The organism is Sphingobium sp. R-21 (assembly GCF_049913335.1).
Lineage (GTDB): Bacteria > Pseudomonadota > Alphaproteobacteria > Sphingomonadales > Sphingomonadaceae > Sphingobium.
The window spans coordinates 312,724-328,290 of sequence record NZ_CP184375.1; the positions used below are offsets into that span (position 1 = coordinate 312,724).

The 15,567-nt window shown below is 65.6% G+C and carries 15 protein-coding genes; 6 read left to right on the top strand and 9 right to left on the bottom strand.

The features are described 5' to 3' along the window. Positions 1-326: 326 nt before the first annotated feature. The 6 genes from ACN9MX_RS16245 (at position 327) to ACN9MX_RS16270 (ending at position 7,644) form a co-directional block, all read left to right on the top strand. Positions 327-2,009, top strand: coding sequence for a ShlB/FhaC/HecB family hemolysin secretion/activation protein (locus tag ACN9MX_RS16245; protein WP_426387716.1), 1,683 nt, complete (start codon positions 327-329; stop codon positions 2,007-2,009). A 48-nt stretch (positions 2,010-2,057) separates the two neighbouring features. Further along, positions 2,058-2,618: a 2OG-Fe(II) oxygenase gene (locus tag ACN9MX_RS16250; protein WP_426387717.1), complete on the top strand. Its 561-nt coding sequence runs from the start codon at positions 2,058-2,060 to the stop codon at positions 2,616-2,618. Between the two features lie 917 nt (positions 2,619-3,535). After that, positions 3,536-4,552, top strand: coding sequence for a hypothetical protein (locus tag ACN9MX_RS16255; RefSeq protein ID WP_363832512.1), 1,017 nt, complete (start codon positions 3,536-3,538; stop codon positions 4,550-4,552). 195 nt (positions 4,553-4,747) lie between these two features. Continuing rightward, the gene (locus ACN9MX_RS16260; RefSeq protein WP_363832509.1) at positions 4,748-5,965 is read left to right on the top strand and encodes an autotransporter outer membrane beta-barrel domain-containing protein; all 1,218 of its coding nucleotides are present in this window, start codon (positions 4,748-4,750) and stop codon (positions 5,963-5,965) included. A 178-nt stretch (positions 5,966-6,143) separates the two neighbouring features. Further along, on the top strand, positions 6,144-7,142 hold the full coding sequence (locus tag ACN9MX_RS16265) for a ParB/RepB/Spo0J family partition protein (RefSeq protein ID WP_363832506.1): 999 nt from the start codon (positions 6,144-6,146) through the stop codon (positions 7,140-7,142). Positions 7,143-7,458: 316 nt separating this feature from the next. After that, on the top strand, positions 7,459-7,644 hold the full coding sequence (locus ACN9MX_RS16270; protein WP_363832503.1) for a hypothetical protein: 186 nt from the start codon (positions 7,459-7,461) through the stop codon (positions 7,642-7,644). Between the two features lie 322 nt (positions 7,645-7,966). On the opposite strand, the gene ACN9MX_RS16275 is transcribed toward ACN9MX_RS16270, so the two are convergent. The 9 genes from ACN9MX_RS16275 to ACN9MX_RS16315 form a co-directional block, all read right to left on the bottom strand. Next, complete coding sequence (locus ACN9MX_RS16275; protein WP_363832500.1) at positions 7,967-8,389, bottom strand: TadE/TadG family type IV pilus assembly protein; 423 nt, start codon at positions 8,387-8,389, stop codon at positions 7,967-7,969. 5 nt (positions 8,390-8,394) lie between these two features. Further along, positions 8,395-8,577 carry a Flp family type IVb pilin gene (locus ACN9MX_RS16280; protein WP_066562160.1) on the bottom strand — a complete coding sequence of 61 codons (183 nt, stop codon included), beginning with the start codon at positions 8,575-8,577 and terminating at the stop codon, positions 8,395-8,397. Between the two features lie 71 nt (positions 8,578-8,648). Then, complete coding sequence (locus ACN9MX_RS16285; RefSeq protein ID WP_426387718.1) at positions 8,649-10,364, bottom strand: TadG family pilus assembly protein; 1,716 nt, start codon at positions 10,362-10,364, stop codon at positions 8,649-8,651. Between the two features lie 146 nt (positions 10,365-10,510). Next, on the bottom strand, positions 10,511-10,726 hold the full coding sequence (locus ACN9MX_RS16290; protein WP_363832494.1) for a hypothetical protein: 216 nt from the start codon (positions 10,724-10,726) through the stop codon (positions 10,511-10,513). Beyond that, complete coding sequence (locus ACN9MX_RS16295) at positions 10,723-11,331, bottom strand: tetratricopeptide repeat protein (RefSeq protein ID WP_363832706.1); 609 nt, start codon at positions 11,329-11,331, stop codon at positions 10,723-10,725. The genes ACN9MX_RS16290 and ACN9MX_RS16295 overlap by 4 nt, the downstream gene beginning before the upstream one ends. Before the next feature lie 8 nt (positions 11,332-11,339). Then, positions 11,340-12,203, bottom strand: a complete 864-nt coding sequence (locus ACN9MX_RS16300) for a type II secretion system F family protein (protein ID WP_363832492.1) — start codon at positions 12,201-12,203, stop codon at positions 11,340-11,342. Further along, on the bottom strand, positions 12,203-13,096 hold the full coding sequence (locus ACN9MX_RS16305; protein ID WP_363832489.1) for a type II secretion system F family protein: 894 nt from the start codon (positions 13,094-13,096) through the stop codon (positions 12,203-12,205). The genes ACN9MX_RS16300 and ACN9MX_RS16305 overlap by 1 nt, the downstream gene beginning before the upstream one ends. Next, positions 13,090-14,418 carry a CpaF family protein gene (locus ACN9MX_RS16310; RefSeq protein WP_363832486.1) on the bottom strand — a complete coding sequence of 443 codons (1,329 nt, stop codon included), beginning with the start codon at positions 14,416-14,418 and terminating at the stop codon, positions 13,090-13,092. The genes ACN9MX_RS16305 and ACN9MX_RS16310 overlap by 7 nt, the downstream gene beginning before the upstream one ends. Beyond that, entirely contained in the window at positions 14,415-15,566 is a 1,152-nt protein-coding gene (locus ACN9MX_RS16315; protein WP_363736817.1) for an AAA family ATPase, read from the bottom strand. Before ACN9MX_RS16315 ends, ACN9MX_RS16310 begins: the two co-directional genes overlap by 4 nt. Position 15,567 lies beyond the last annotated feature (1 nt).

A 15,567-nucleotide genomic window follows, 5' to 3' on the forward strand; every position in this document is an offset into this window, starting at 1 on the left:
CGCGAGCGGTTGGGCCGCATTTATCCGTCCGTGGCGACTCCTCCGGCTTGTTACAATGTGGATGCCGGAACGGGCATTTCGCTTGGGAAAGAGGGCTACAGACGGCCGTTCCGCCAAAATGGTCGCAATTGCCGCGCGCCCGTTCAGCGCCGCGTCGGGTGGGGATCGCCCAAGGCGCGGCCTTCGTTCCCAGAGGGTCTTTTACAAAGACTTGCCGATACAACCGATCCGGTCCCTGTTGCGGATGAACGGCAGGTCGTTTTCGCCCATCCTGCTGTGCGGCCGCCCCTTGGTGGCGGAAATGGTGCGGAACGATGTGGCGGCGGATGATGGCGGGGATAGGGTGGCGCAGACGCACGGCACGCGCGGTCGCGTGGGGCCTGGGGCTGATGCTGGCGGTTCCCGCGGTCGCGCAGGATACCGCGCCGGGTCAGCAGAGCGCAGCCCCGATTATTGATCGCGACCGCACAGACCGGCTCGAACCCCAGGTCGTCCCCACGCCTGTCGCCACGCCGCAACCTGCGCCCTCGGTCCAGGTGGCGCCCGGAGCTTCCTCCGCTTCCCAGATCCTGTTGACGCGCCTGCGCTACAGCGGAACGACGCTGCCCACGGCCCGTCTCGATGCCGCCACCTCATCCTATATCGGACGGCCGCTGACCGGCGAGACCCTGCAGGGCATCGCCAATGCGATCAGTGCGACTTATGCGAAGAGCGACATTGCTTTCTATTCCGTCTCCATACCACCCCAGGTGCCGGGCGGCGGCATATTGACCGTTCGTCTGGTCGAGGGACGGGTGAAGGATTATCGTCTCGCGGGCATGTCGCCCAGCGCGCCCGCCCGGCTTATCGCCGCACATATGCGTCGGCTGATGCGCGACGCGCCGCTGCGCAAGAGCCTTCTGGAGCGAACATTGGCTTTGCTGCGCGACATTCCGGGGCAGACGGTCGATGCGCGGCTGCGGCAGTCGGGCGCGCCCGGCGACCTTCTGATCGACCTTATCGTCAAGCGCAAGCAGGTGCAGATCGGGCTGACGATCGACAATAGTGGGGTCAGCAACGTCGTGCAGGGCGTGCAGGCGCAGATGTCTGTCACGATCAACGGCCTTGTCCGCGAAGGCGACAGCACGCGCATTGCCGGCTATCTGCCATTCTACCCCGACCGCTACCAATATTATTCGCTTAGTCACAGCACGCCGATCGGCAGCGACGGCCTGACCCTGGCTGCGCAGGCCGCTCATGTCGAGAGCCGGTCACGCGGAAGCATGATTAGCGGCAAGGCGACACTGGCGGGCCTTACGCTCAACTATCCCGTTGTTCGATCGACGAAGACCCAACTTTCCCTCACCGCATCCATCGACGGCATCGATAGCGACAATTATTTCCTCGATATCCGCTTCGGGGATTATCGATCGCGGGCGCTGCGCCTGGGTGCTTCCTGGTCCCGCGCCGACGCGACGAACGGCTATGCGATTTCCTCAGTCATCAGCCAGGGTATCGACGCATTGGGCGCCAGACCCTTTGCCGGCTTTTCCGAAACCGGCTTCACCAAGGTCAATGTTCAGGCCGTCGCGGTGAAGGGGATCAGCGGCAAACTCAGTCTCAGAACTTCGATCAAGGGCCAATATTCGAAAGATCGTCTTCCGGTAACGGAGCGCTTTCCGCTGGGCGGCCGTGGCGCCGGCATGGCTTTCCGCACTGGAACGCTGACGGCGGAACAGGCCCTTGCCGGCAGCGCGGAACTCTCATGGTCGCTGCCCGCCCGGTCGCCCTTGCTGAAGGCCAGCGCGTTGTTCATCGCGGTCGACGGTGCGCTGGCACATGGGACGGCGCGGCCGGCCTACCGCCTTGCGGCACGCGACTACAGCCTTGCATCTGCCGGCGGCGGGGTGCGGCTGGGCCTGGGACCGAAATGGCGGGTCAGCGCGGAAATGGCCGTGCCGGTCAAGCGGCCCGATCCGGCCTATAGCGACAAGGCGCGTTTTTTCTTCGGGATAGGGCGGGCTTTTTGATCCGTTCTTTTTGCGAATACGCAAAAACAAAAAGCGGGAAGCAGGACAATGAACAATGTGTGGGAGCTATGGCCCTCGGCCCTGACCGGGGCGGAATGCGATGCGATCATCAAGCGCGCGGCACTTTACCAGCCGGAAAGTGCGACTGTTGGCTTTGCGCAGGCGGTGCGCAGCGACCATGGCTATCGGTCGTCGACCATAAGCTGGCTGGATATTCATCGCGACAAGGACATTGTCGATCGGCTGATGCAGTTCGTTCAATCTTCCAACCGCACCAATTTCGGGGTCGACATCATGGGGCCCTATGAGCTGCAGTATACGGAATATCATGGGCGGGCTCAGGGCAAATATGACTGGCATCAGGATGTATGGCTGGAATCCTCCCGTCCCTTTGACCGTAAGCTTTCGGTCGTGGTGCAGTTGTCCGACCCGGAGCAGTATGAGGGTGGCGCCTTCGAATTTTTCGGCCTTCAGCAGCCCGGCGTCAATTTTGCGCCACGCGGCAGCATGCTGATCTTTCCATCCTTCCTCCAGCATCGCGTCCTGCCCGTAACCAAGGGCGTGCGTCGCAGCCTGGTGAGTTGGATCGAAGGGCCCAGATGGCGATGAGTCGTCGCTGACGGTTCGATCAGCATTTTGTCCCCAAGCGAAGAACCGTAGGCGATGATCTGGCGCGGGCGGGATGCGTGCGACCGACGCATTTACGACCCCTAGAGCGATTTCCAAACGATCGGAACCGATCGCTGGTCAAGAAATCGCGGCAAACAAGGAAACCAGAGCGGCGAACTGATTCAATCAGATCGAAACCCGCTCTATGATCGATCCTCGCCCTGCAGGAAGAATGAACCATATCGGAAGAAAAGCCAGGGAAGGAGATTTGCTTGCCTCAACCCCACCCTTGCGGGCGAAGGGCTTTTTTGGAAGCCCATAAAAGCGCTAAAATTCAGCGATTGACTCATGTTTACGAAGGCTTTGCGCATGCGGCAGCATGCTTTTGCGCGGTGGATCGGGGCGCATTCGGGCAGTGTGAACTGTTATAACCAGACTGGTTTCTTCTTGACGCGGCGATAAGGACTGCCCCGCTTAACTTGCTCCCGTTGCGATCTGCTCGCAGGAAAACAGGGAGTCTTGCAATGCCACGTTATGGATCGGTCCGTTCGGGACGGCATTATTTGCTGTGCGCCACGGCGATACCTCTTCTTTTGCTCAGCGCCTGCGCCGACGGCGTGGGCTTCGACGTGGGGGCGGGCGGCGGTCCGTCTCCCACTGGTCCCAGCGGCCCGACAGGTCCGACCAATCCATCTGGCCCAAGCGGACCAACCGGTCCCGGCGGACCCTCTGGCCCTGGCGGTCCCACAGGTCCCACCAGTCCCACAGGTCCAGAAGGCCCCACCGGCCCGTCCGGTCCGACCGGACCGAGCGGCCCTGGTGGGCCCACTGGACCTGGTGGTCCAACGGGATCTTCTGGTCCCACCAGCCCGACCGGCAGTGGATCAATCATCGGGGCATCCATCGGCAATCTGCCGGTGGTTGGCCCAACCGGCCCGGGGTCGCTGATCGGCGTCAATGTCCTTCCCGGCGAGACTCCGGCGACTGGCAACCTGGCCACGGTCGATCTGCTGACGGGCGACGGCACCGTTGCGCAAGTCACCCTGCCGACCACGTCCCAGGGCGTTCAGCAGGGGCTTGCGCCGGTGGGCACGCTCGCCGGAAGCCTGCTTGGCGCGCCAGCCGGGGAGGCCGTGACTCAGCTTACCGATGGCCTTTCCCCGACGGTTGCGGCTGTCACCTCGACCGTCAGCCAGCTCACCACGCCCGTGCTGGACACGGTCAACGGGGCGCTCTCGCCCATTGCCGGCCCGCTGGTGGGCGGTAATGGCGTCCTCTCCCCGGTGACGGGGCTGGTGGAAACCGCGGTGGGCGGCCTGACCGGCGCTCTGGGCGGTGTCGGCGGCGACCCCGCTACTGGGCTGAACGCACCGCTGGTCGGCGCGAATGTCGGTGGCAATGTGCTGACGGGTGCTTCCACTGCAGGCACGTTGGTTGGTGTCAATCTCCTGCCGTCGGATGGCGGCGCGGTTGCCGGGCAGCTGGCGACGGTCGATGTCCTCACCCAAGGCAATCTGGTCGACGTCGCTGTCCCCACTACTGCAGCCGGGGTGCAGGCGGGATTGCAACCGGTCGGCAATCTGGCGGGGGGGCTTCTGGGGCCGCAGGCGCAAAGCACGGTCGATCAAGTTGTCGGTGGCGTTGCCCCAGTGGTCGCAACCGTCACCAGCACAGCCGATAGCGTCGCCGCGCCGTTGCTCGACACTGTCAACAGCCTGGCTCCCGCGCTGCCCGGAACAGGAAGCGCTACCCCGCTCGCTCCCGTGACCGGCGTGGTCAACGGCTTGCTGGGGGCAGGGGAGGGAACTGCCGGCAATGCCCTGGCACCCGTCACCGGCCTGTTGAACGGCGTCGTCGCGCCGGTGACAGGATCGGGTTCTGCCACGGCGCCGGTGACCGGCCTGCTCGGTGGGTTGCTCGGGGGCAGTAACTGATGCGGCGTCGCGGTCCGCCATGGTCCTCATGCATGACGGACCGCGCGCCGACGATGCTCTCCCCCAAATAGCCCCCGGGGTAGGGCGGGGGCGAGGAGGCAGTGGGCGCACTGCCTCCTCAAACCCATTCGAACGCAGCTCGGTGGACTTTGCGTTCACGCAAAAAATGACTTCGTCAAAAAGGGAAATCTCATCTTGCTCACCCGCCTCTTCTCCGTTCGGCGCCTTATCGAAGGCGCTGCGGCATTACTGATGCTTTATGGCCAACCCGCCATGGCCGGTCCCTATACGCCCTATGCCGTAACGCCAGGCGAAGCCGCAGTCGGGATGACGCTGGACGCCGCGACGGTCGCGCCCGGCAGCGACCGCTCAGCCATGCTTGCGTCGATCGATGCCCTGCCCACGGCTGCGGCGCGGGCCGATGCGCTGGGTCAGCTTTCGCCGCGCAGCTATTCCCTGCTGCCCCGCCTGTCGATCCAGTCCATGGACGCCGCCGACCGGGATATCCGCTCCTGGCTGGCCGAGCGGCGCAGCGTCGCCATCGACGCGCCGGCCGATATTCCGGTGCGCGGCGACCGAACCATTACCATGATGTTGAGCGGCGGGATAAAGCAGGCGAGCTATAAGGCGCGTATCGATCGCCCCGTAGCGGAGTCCGACAGTCGGTCGCTGCGCTTCGCCGTCGATGTGAAGCCCGTCGCCGGCCTGATCGTCGGCGCAACCCTGGGCATCGACGGCATCGACGCACGACTTGGTCCGGCGCAGCGCCCGCGCATCAGCCAGTTCAACAGCCAGATCGGCTCTTATGCCAGCTATAGTGACGGCCACTTCTATGCCGATGCGACGGCTGTTTATACGCTCTCGGAATACAAGCTCAGGCGCCAAGTCGGCTGGGCGGGTTTCACCGGACAAATGGTGGCGCCGGTCGATGGCGACGGCTGGGGCGCTTCGGGCGAGGCCGGGGTGATGCTGCGATCCGGCGCTGTCCGGATACAGCCCTTTGCCGGTTTGCACTATCGTTATGCGGATGTCAGTGGCTTCGTCGAAAATGGCGGACCCGCCGCTCTGGAGGTTGCTGCCTTCCGCACGAAATCGCTTCGTAGCGGGTTGGGCGGGCGCATCTCCGCCACGGTGATGCAAGGCGGCTGGACGCTCAGGCCCTCGGTCGAGGCACAATGGCAGCGCGAGCTGCGCAGCCATCCCGACAGTCGGATCGAGGCGCGTTTCGCCACTCGTGACCTGCCGATTTTTACGCTGCTTCCCACGCGGCTGGCGCGAGATGCAGGATTGGTGAATGCCGGGGTCAGCGCAACATGGAATAATCGCACCACGATCCGTCTCGGCTATGCGGGCGAGTTCAGTTCCGACCGCCATGTCCACGCGGCGACGCTGACCGTGGGGCGGCGCTTCTAGAGCGGAACAAGTGGGAACGGGCTTTCCACTGGTCATGATGTGGCAGGAAAAGCTTGGAGCGCGTGATCTGCATCCGTTTCAACGCAATGCGTGATTGATCCGAAACGAACCCGATTCCGGCCCACAACCGTGCCTATATCGCTATTGCGTAGGCCAGCTCACGCAAAGGAAGTGAATCATGGCACGCTTCATACGCGACATTCTGGCGACCCTGGCCCAAGAACCAGCCGACAAGGGCGCGGCCGATGAGGAGGAGCTCAGCCGCCTCGACCAGCGGCTTGCTCCGTTCGCGGACAGGGCGCCGGGATCGCGGGGCACGATTTTGATCCAGCCGGACGAATGTTCAGTCTGGGACGGCAATCCGCGCGACCAGCCGGGACTGACGGCGGACGGCTGCCGGTCGCTCATCGATTCCATCGCCAGCGAGGGGGGTAATCGCATCCCCGTCCTCGTGCGTCTCAATCCACCGGGTTCGGACCGGACCTATCAGCTTCTGGTCGGCAGCCGCCGCCGTTTCGCGGTGGACTGGCTCAACCATAATGGGCGGCCGGAAATTCGGCTGTCGGCTCTGGTGGTCGACCTGTCGGACGAGGAAGCCTTCCGCCTGGCCGACATCGAAAATCGCGAGCGGTCGGATATCAGCGAACTGGACCGGGCGCGCAGCTATCAGCATGCGGTCGAGCGCTTCTACGGCGGGGTGCAGTCCCGTATGGCCGAAGCGCTCAGCCTGTCCAACAGCCAGCTGAGCCGGCTGCTTGCCCTGGCGCAATTGCCCGTGGAAGTGGTTGACGCATTCGCCACCAAGGATGAACTTCGGGTGCGTTATTCGGAAATACTGACGCCGCTGTTGCGCCGTCCTGACCAGCGGGCACGCATGATTGCCGAAGCCCAGTATATTGGAGGGCAGCAAGGGGCGCTGGCGCGTGAAGGCGGCCGCATGATTTCGCCCGCGACGGTTCTTGCCCGCTTGCGCAAGGCGGCCATGCCGCAACCCGTGGAGGAAGCGCGCGACATGACGATTGTCGCGGGTGGATCGCGCATCGGCTGCGCCAGGCCCGGTCGAAGTGGGTGCCTGACAATCGACCTCAGCATCGCTCATGATGCGGATCTGGACGAACTATTGGCACGGCTGCGCGAGACAATCGTCGCGGCCCGCGGCGGTTCCGCCATAGTATAGCGATCCGCTTTCGGCACGATGACCGGCGTTGCGTATACGCAATATCTGTCCCCCAGGTGCGCTTTCCTGCCTCCTGGTGGGATGATCACTTGGACTTGGGCAGACGGCCTTTGTCAGCTTCTGCGCCGTCATCCGGCGCCAGGCCAACGGGGCATGTCGCGGCCGACGCAGCCCGCTATTCCCGCCTTCTTCTTTTGGCAGCGCCAAGAAAGCTGAAGGCGTGCCGCGCTCTTGAACAGTGCTTTTCCTTCTTTAATTTGTCGTTTGGCGGCTACCGCCGAAAGGTAGAGAGGATTGGAAGAAAGGAGGCAAGCCCATGTCCCTCTCCCATTTTCATGGACCCTTTGAAAAGGTCGATCACCCCCAGATGGAGCCTGAGGTGAAACGCGCGATCCTTGCATCCTGGGCTTCGGACGCGAACGCCGTCGAGGGAAATCCCAATGTCCCTGGCCCGCCCGTGCACTTCAAGAGCGCGGCGCCGCCCCGGCCGCCGGCGGACTGAACGCCCGGTAATCTTTGTGACGGATGTTGTGGGGCAGGCCGGTTCTGCCGGACCTGCCCCAAGCCGGTCCGACCTGCGCCTAAAGGCTGCTGTCGTAGCGAGCCAGTCTCCCGCCGTCGCGGCCGCCCGCGCTTTCTCTCTTCCACGGGCGCGGTCCTCTTCCGATTCCGGCGGAGTGACGGCGGCGACGATCCTGTCGATGACGGGCATGGGAGACTCCTTTGTTCGTGAGCGTGACCCCATGCAATCGTCGCGCGGCAGCGCTGGTTCCTGATCGGCGGGCCAAAGAGCAAGGCCGCTAACACAGGTTAGAGCCCGCCCTTCAATAGCTTCCGTTCGTGACGATGACGCTGGCGCTGACAGTGGGAGAGGGCATGGGCACAAAGGCTGCATAGCGCATCATCGGACTGCCGCTCATATTGTAGCTCACACGCACCCGGAAGGTGCCGGTCGCATCCGGCACGGCCGTGACGACCGGCCCGCCCCCTGCCGCGAGCAAGGTGCCGTATCCGCTGATCATCGCCTGTGCCCGATCCTGCGCCAGCGCCGTACGCTCCGCTGTGGAAAGGCCGGCAACAGCGGCGCGGGCGCCCTCGATCGCTGCATGGCGCACGCCCATCAGGGCGGCGAAATAAAAGGAATAAAGCACGACCGCGAAGACTAGCATGAGCAAGGCAGGAGCCAGCAGTGCAAATTCCAGCGCCGCCAGCCCCTGCTCGCATGTCCGCAGCTGTCGTTTTCGCATGGCGATCAGCTTGATGGGATGCTGTTGAACATCGTCGTGAAGGCGGCGCCGAGCTGCGTGCGGAAATTGGTGCCCACCGCAACGATGGCCGCGACCACCACGGCGCCCAGAACGGCATATTCGACCGCCGTCAGGCCCTTTTCATCCCGCGCCAGTTTCGCGATCAGCGAACCCAGAAACTTGTTCATCCTAGTCCTCCTATCCCCTCGGCAAATGACCGGCTGCGCGCGACGGGGGGAACCGCGCGCCGCCGTAAGACTCACACCAGCACCGGCACTCCGCAGCGCGCGCCGGTCGCCCAGAGCGTGGCATGGCCAAGCTGGATGCCCAGCGCTGCAAGCAGGTTGGTGACCAGAGGATCGATGGTGGTGCCGACCAGCCCGGCGACCGGATTAACTACCGCGCTCAACAATTGTGATCGTGCCAGCGCCCTGGTCGTGTCGCAGACAAGCGGCAGACATGCGCCCAACAGATTGATCTGCAATCCGTCCTGTCCGCCAAGGCTGCCCACCAGTGAGGTCAGCAGCGGCCCGACCTGCGCCTCATTGCCGATGCTGGCAGGCGTACCGGGCGATCCGGGGCGGCCTATGCTGCCCTGTCCGCCGGGACCGAAGATGATCGCGCCGCTCGCGCCCATGACCGGCTGCGCCACGGCGCGGCTGTCCACCGTGATGAGACCCAGGACATTGACGATCCGGACCGGGCGCAGATCGGCGACCGAAAGGGGCGGCATCGGCCGCGTCATGGCACCGGCCGGCAACGCGCCGATATAGGCGTTGACGAGGCCGCTGTTGGCCTGGACCGTCACCCGCGTGTCGCGCGCCTGTTCGGCCGTATCGGGGCAATCGATGGCGCTGACCTGCCCTTGGGCCGCCGCGATGTCGATGGTGACCGGCAGGTTGACGGAGATCAACGAAGCGCCGAGCAGGCTGACATTCCTGATCCCGACATCCAGTTGCAGCCGTAATGCGGAGGTGGAAACATGGGTTTCGCCCACTGGGCCAAAGGAAAAGCGTGGCCGGTCCATCGGCCCTGTCGCCATTGCCGCCAGCAGGACGCTGCTGCCCGGCGCGACGGTGCCGACCGCGTCCGACAGGTCCACCGCGCCGTTGCCCGCCTGAACGGCGTAGGAAAAGAGTTGATAGGCATTGATGCCGGCGCGCAGAGCGGGTTTTTCGTCTGCGCCGCCGACCGGCATGTTCTTCCACACGCCAAGGCCGAACAAGCCGTTAAGCGGTACCGCATAGCCATTGCCGACCTGCCCGGCGAGCAGGGTGAGGGCGGCGGCGGTGGCGCTGTCGTCTGCGGCACTGGCCGCGGCGGCCAGCAGGTCGCCAAGCCCCACGGTGCGGGCCGTGAGCGCGCCATAGGTGCCGCTTTCCCCGACCCGCCGCGCCAGCGCGTCGAAGAAAAGGCCGGCATCGATATCGCTCGCCATCAGCGCCTCCACATCGGCTGTGGAGAGGCGCAGCTTGAGGCCCAGCAGCGCGCCCAGCAGGTCATTGACGCTGTTCACCAGCGCATTGGTGACGGTCAGTACGCCGGAGCTGATGCCGATGCCGGCCTCGTCGATGCGCGCTGCCGTGGCAGTGGCGGACAGGTCGGGCAGGGGATTGGCCGGACCCAGCACGCGCATCAGGAACTGTCGCGCCGGCTTGCCGGTGCGGATGCGCACGGCGTTGACCCGCCCATTGCCGGGGCAAAGCGCCATGCTGGCGTCGAAGCGTTGCGCGGCACCAAGCGCGGCATCGGCGCAATAGCGGCCCAATTCGACCGAGCGGAGAATGGCGGGGTCATATCCGTTGCGGCTGAGGCTATCCCGCGCGCGTGCCGCTGCCTGAGCCGGGTTCTGCGCCGCAGCCAACGCGGCCGCATCGGTCGCGGCGCGCAGATCGCGCTCGCTCACATAATAAAGCCCTGCATCCAGCGCGAATCCGACCGCGCCGATCAACACCGCCCCCAGCGCAGCGACCATTGGCGCGACGGCGGCGGATTGGTCGCCAAGCAGCGAGCGAACCTGCGCCCAACAGGATAGCTGCTCCCACAAAGGCGTCGGAAAGAGACCAGAAAATCGCGATAACTCGGATCGGATGGTGGCTCTGATCGACCAACTCCACGGGATCATCGCGCCGCATCCGCCGCCCGATCGAGTTGCCGCCCAATCGACTCCAGATATCGCTGCCGGATGAGCGCGGCCTCCTCCGCCGACAGCAGGGCATCCTCGCGTGCCGGTGCCTTCAGCTGCGCCTCGACGACCTGCCGTGCTTCGCCAGCCGGCACCGGCGTTGTCGCGGATGTTGGCGTTGTCGTGGACATCATCAGTAACAGCGCCATCATTTCTCAACCCCCTTGCCGATCCGTGCCGCTTCCGCTGCCAGTTCTTGCCGCAGCGCGCCGTCGCCGGACCGACGCAATGCAGCCTCCGCCTCATCGCGTCGCCCGCCCACCATCAGCGCCAGCAGCAGATTGTTGCGGACCACCGCCATTTGCGGCGCCAGATCACTTGCCCCACGCAACGCCTCTATCGCCGCGCCGACCCGCCCGGACCGCAACAGCGCATAGCCCAGTGCGTTGCGCAGCAGCGGATCGGCCGGGCTCGACCGGCTCGCCTGTTCATAGCAGGCCGCCGCTTCGCCCCATCGACTCCGCGCCGCCAGCAGATGTCCGCGCACCGCGCTGACGTCGCCGCCGGTGGTTTCAGGCGGCAAGGACACCGCCTCCGCCGCATCGATCTGTCCCAGGTCGATCAGGCTGTTGACCCGCAGCAGCCGGGCCTCCGTATCGCCGGGATAGCGGCGCTCGAAATCGTCGAGATAGGCCAGTGCCGCCCGCGGCCGACCGTCCGCCCGCGCCTGATGGATGAGTTGCAGATAAAGTCCCCGCGTGTCTGGCGTTTCCTGCGCCTGCACGGGCACCGCCGCCATCAGCATTGCGGCCAGCATGAAACGCCTCATTGCGACACTCCACGCAAAGTATCGAAGATCGCCACCACCGGCGGCCCGCCCAGCACCACGAACAGGGCGGGCATGAAGAACAGGATCATCAGCACCACCATGCGCACGGTGATGCCGCCCATCGCCTCCCGCGCGCGGGCGACGCGGCGCTGGGTAAATTCCCGCACGAATTCGCGCAGGGCAGGGGCCAGTTCGACCCCCTGGAACAGAGCCTGACGGAAGAGGGCGGCCAGTTCCCTTGCCCCATTCACCGCCACCCGCGCTGCCCAGCGATCCAGCGCCTGATCATAGCGCATGCCCCGGTCGAGATCGGCCACCAGCATCGCCACCAGCCGTGCATGGTGCGGCACCGCAATGGCTTCGTCGCGGGCGATGGAGCGAAAGCACTGGTCGAGCGAAATGCCGCTTTCCAGCATCATCAGCATCAGGTCGAGCAGGAAGGGAAATTCCGCCATGATCGCCCGCGCTCGCCGCGCCGCGAGCAGGTGGATCGCCTGCTTTGCCCCGACATAGGCGAGGCCGGTGGCAATGACGATCAGCAGGGGTTGGGCAAACAAGCCGCCCCAGCCAATCCGCGAAGCCAGCATCGCTGCCAGCCCCGCGCCGACGGTCGTCGCCATGCGCGCCCAGACGAAACGGTCCGCAGCCCTTGCATCCTGAAACCCTGCCAGCATCAGCTTGTCAGCGATCTCCGATCGGTCCCGTCCGCGCGCGGTGAAGGCCGCGGGGAGGCGAAAGCCGGGCCGATCCCCTGCCATGCCCAGCCGCGCTTCCAGCCGCTGGTCGGCCAGCAGCATCCGCATGCCCATTACGGCGCACAGGACGCCCAGTGCCGCGCAGAAAAGCAACAGCGCGCCCATCAGAAGGTGAGCCTCATCACCCGCCGCATCACCAGCATGCCCAGCCCCTGCAGGACCATGGCGACGATGGCCAGCCGATGCCCGCGCGGATCGCGCAGGAAGAAGTCGATATAATCCGGGTTCATCGCCACCAGCGCGGCCATTGCCACCAGCGGCATGACGATCAGCACCCGTCCGCTGATCTTCGCCTCGGAGATGGCGGCTTTCAGCTCGCGCTTGATGCGGATGCGCTCGCGCAGGATGTTGGCCAGGTTCAGCAGTACCGTGGAAATCGACCCGCCATAACGCATGTTCGTGCGGATCGCGGCGGCGAGCATCGATATTTCAGGAACGCGCAGCCGCTCCGCGAGCATCTGCATGGCGTCGGCCACCGATGCGCCCAGTTCCAGCCGTCTTGCGACCGGCGCGATATAGCTTTGCACCACGGCGGGCGCATCGGCCAGCGCCCGTTCCAGCGCCTGCGCCAGGGAATTGCCGACCGCCTGCATCTGTCGCACGGCGTCGATATAATAGGGCAGCGCCTCGATCAGTGCTTCGACGCGCCGCTGCGCCCGCCGGCGCACCCAACCGAGCAGCGCCGTCGGCACGCCCGCCATCACCGCCAGCGCAGCCACCGGCCCCGCCGCAAGCAGCGCGGACAGCGCGATCAGAAGCAGCAGGCCGCCCGCCATCCCCACCGCCCGCGTCGTGAACTCGATCTGGGCCCGCGCCAGCAGGGGCGCTATCCGGTCGGGCACCGTCAGCGCCGCGGCGCGTGGCGGCGCGGCGGACAAGGCCGGTCCCAACCGGCGGTCGATCACTGCCCGCTGCCGCGCTTGTTCGGCCAGCAGTTGCCAGCCAATCCCGGCTATGATCAGCAGCGACAGCAGAAGGTAGGCGGCCCCGCTCAGCACGATCGGCCGCTCCTGTAATCACGCAGCCTTGGCAGGAAATGGGGCCGCAGCGACAATGTCCGGAACTCGCCCAGTCCCGACAGGGCCGGCTGCTCCTGAAAGGCGAAAAGTTCGTTGAGCGAATAGGCGTCGCCCTCCAGCCCCGTCACCTCGCTGACCGACATGACCCGTCGGCTGCCGTTGGAAAGCCGCTGCAGCTGCACCACCACATGCACGCTGTTGGCGATGAAGCGCCGGATCGCCCGCACATCGCTCTGTACCCCGGCAAAGCCCAGCAGCATCTCCAGCCGGGCAAAGGCGTCCCTGGGGCTATTGCCGTGCAGCGTTGCCATCGACCCGTCATGCCCGGTCGACATGGCCTGCAACATCTCGACCGCCTCGACCCCGCGCACCTCGCCCAGGATGATCCGGTCGGGCCGCATCCGCAGCGCATTGCGTACCAGTTCGCGGCTGCTCACTTCCCGGCTGCCGTCGACTGTCGGCGGCCGTGTCTCCAGCCGCACCACATGGCTCTGCCGCAACTGCAGTTCGGCGGCGTCCTCGATGGTGATCAGTCGCTCGCGATCCCCGATGAAGGACGACAGCATGTTCAGCAAAGTCGTCTTGCCCGCGCCGGTCCCGCCACAGATCAGGATATTCAGCCGGGACCGTACCGCCGCGCTCAGATATTCCGCCATGTCCGCACTCATCACCTGATTGGCGACGCAGTCCTCGATCGTCATGCTCTGCAACCGGAACTTGCGGATCGACAGCGTCGGCCCGTCCAGCGCCACCGGCGGAATGACGATATTCACCCGCGACCCGTCAGCCAGGCGCGCGTCGACATAGGGACTGGCCTCATCTACCCGGCGGCCGATCGGTCCGACGATCCGCTGGATGACGTTCATGAGGTGGGCGTCGTCGCGAAACCGCGTCTCGACCTTCTCCAGCAACCCGCCCCGCTCGGCATAGATATGTCCCGGGCCGTTGACGATGATGTCGTCCACGCCCGCATCGCGCAGCAGCGGCGCAAGCGGACCCATGCCCGCCACCTCGTCCTCCACATCCTCGATCAGCAGCAGCCGCTCCGCGCTGTTGAGCGCCATTTGCCCCCGGCGGCTGCGGCTGGCGATGATCTGCTCGATCTCCTCGCGCAGCGCTCTCGGACCCAAGGTCTCAGCCGTGTCCCCGCGCGCTTCCAGTTGCTCGATCAACTGGGCGCAGGTCTGCGCCTTGGCAAGCTGATAGATGTCGCTCATCCGCTGTGCCGCGGGCTGCGCGACGGGCATGATCCGCACCTCCCGCGCAGGAATGAAGGCCTCTTCGCCGGTCAGCAGGCTCATGATGCACGCTGGACGATACGCAGCATCGCCCCCCGCAGCCGGTCGATCCCGCCGGCCTTCGACGTCACCCCGCAAACCCGTCGGATCGTCGCCATATAGGTCCCGCCATCCGCCTCCATCGCCAATGGCCGGCCCGCGTTCAGCGCATTGCGGATCCGCGCCCGGTCGATGGGCAGCGCCATCGCCGCGCCGACGCCCAGCGCATCCGCCATGCGCCGCGCGTCGAGCAGCACGCCGGGCAGATGATCCCACACCAGCAGCCGCATTGCCTCTATCCGCTCGCGTTCCGTCCCAATCCTGTCCAGCAATCGGCGACACGCCTCGATCTCCCGGATCGACTGGCCGCACAGCAGTTCCACCTGGCTCGCCTCCGCCACCACCTCGCGCAGCAGCCCGCCATGGCGCAGGCTTCCCGCATTCAGCACGACATGGCTGCAACAGCCCCGCAGCAGCCGGATGAGCGCCGCCAGGTCGCCCGGTGTCAGTCCCGCAGGTTCGGCGCCAGTCCCCCCGTCGAAGGTCAACAGCATCAATCCGCTGGGTCCATGCCGCGCCACCGTGCTGGCGAGCAGGCTGGCGTCCAGCCGGTCCATATCGCTGATCGCGGAAGCCAGCCCATAGTCGACGCCCAGGTCCAGATAGGTCGCCGCCGCGCTCGTCGGCAGGGTGCAGTCGATCAGCAGCGTCGATCCCTGTCCCGCCATGGCAATGGCCATGTCCGTCGCCACCATCGCGCACGCATCGCGATCCGCACCCAGCAGCAGCGTCAACCGCCCCCGGCTACCCTGATCCACCGCCGCCTCATTCAAAAGACGCGCCAATATGGGGGCGATCTCCCCTTTTTCTCCGTTGCGCGGAACAACATCATGCACGCCGGCCCGAATGGCGCGCAGCAAGGGCTCGGCCTCCATCTCGTCGGTGGCGAGCAGCACGGGCCGACCCTCCGCGCTCGACACCACGGCGCCGATCGCAACCGACAGGGCGCGATCGGGCGGGATGGCGGCACGGTCGATAATGATCAGCCCCGGCCCATCCAGCGCCTCTCGTTCCACCGATTGCACCAGTTCGACTGGTACGCGCCCGCCCGCAGCGTCCTCGATGCGCTGTGCCAGCATGCGGTCGACCGACAGCAGAAGGATCCTGGCCATC

Excerpts from the sequence above, each read along its gene's own strand:
- ACN9MX_RS16290 (WP_363832494.1), bottom strand. The coding sequence starts at position 10,726 with ATGATGGCGCTGTTACTGATGATGTCCACGACAACGCCAACATCCGCG.
- ACN9MX_RS16275 (WP_363832500.1), bottom strand. The coding sequence starts at position 8,389 with ATGCGAAAACGACAGCTGCGGACATGCGAGCAGGGGCTGGCGGCGCTG.
- ACN9MX_RS16265 (WP_363832506.1), top strand. The coding sequence starts at position 6,144 with ATGGCACGCTTCATACGCGACATTCTGGCGACCCTGGCCCAAGAACCA.
- ACN9MX_RS16250 (WP_426387717.1), top strand. The coding sequence starts at position 2,058 with ATGAACAATGTGTGGGAGCTATGGCCCTCGGCCCTGACCGGGGCGGAA.
- ACN9MX_RS16280 (WP_066562160.1), bottom strand. The coding sequence starts at position 8,577 with ATGAACAAGTTTCTGGGTTCGCTGATCGCGAAACTGGCGCGGGATGAA.
- ACN9MX_RS16245 (WP_426387716.1), top strand. The coding sequence starts at position 327 with ATGATGGCGGGGATAGGGTGGCGCAGACGCACGGCACGCGCGGTCGCG.
- ACN9MX_RS16310 (WP_363832486.1), bottom strand. The coding sequence starts at position 14,418 with ATGAGCCTGCTGACCGGCGAAGAGGCCTTCATTCCTGCGCGGGAGGTG.
- ACN9MX_RS16315 (WP_363736817.1), bottom strand. The coding sequence starts at position 15,566 with ATGGCCAGGATCCTTCTGCTGTCGGTCGACCGCATGCTGGCACAGCGC.
- ACN9MX_RS16270 (WP_363832503.1), top strand. The coding sequence starts at position 7,459 with ATGTCCCTCTCCCATTTTCATGGACCCTTTGAAAAGGTCGATCACCCC.
- ACN9MX_RS16285 (WP_426387718.1), bottom strand. The coding sequence starts at position 10,364 with ATGGTCGCTGCGCTGGGGGCGGTGTTGATCGGCGCGGTCGGATTCGCG.
- ACN9MX_RS16300 (WP_363832492.1), bottom strand. The coding sequence starts at position 12,203 with ATGGGCGCGCTGTTGCTTTTCTGCGCGGCACTGGGCGTCCTGTGCGCC.
- ACN9MX_RS16295 (WP_363832706.1), bottom strand. The coding sequence starts at position 11,331 with ATGCTGGCCGCAATGCTGATGGCGGCGGTGCCCGTGCAGGCGCAGGAA.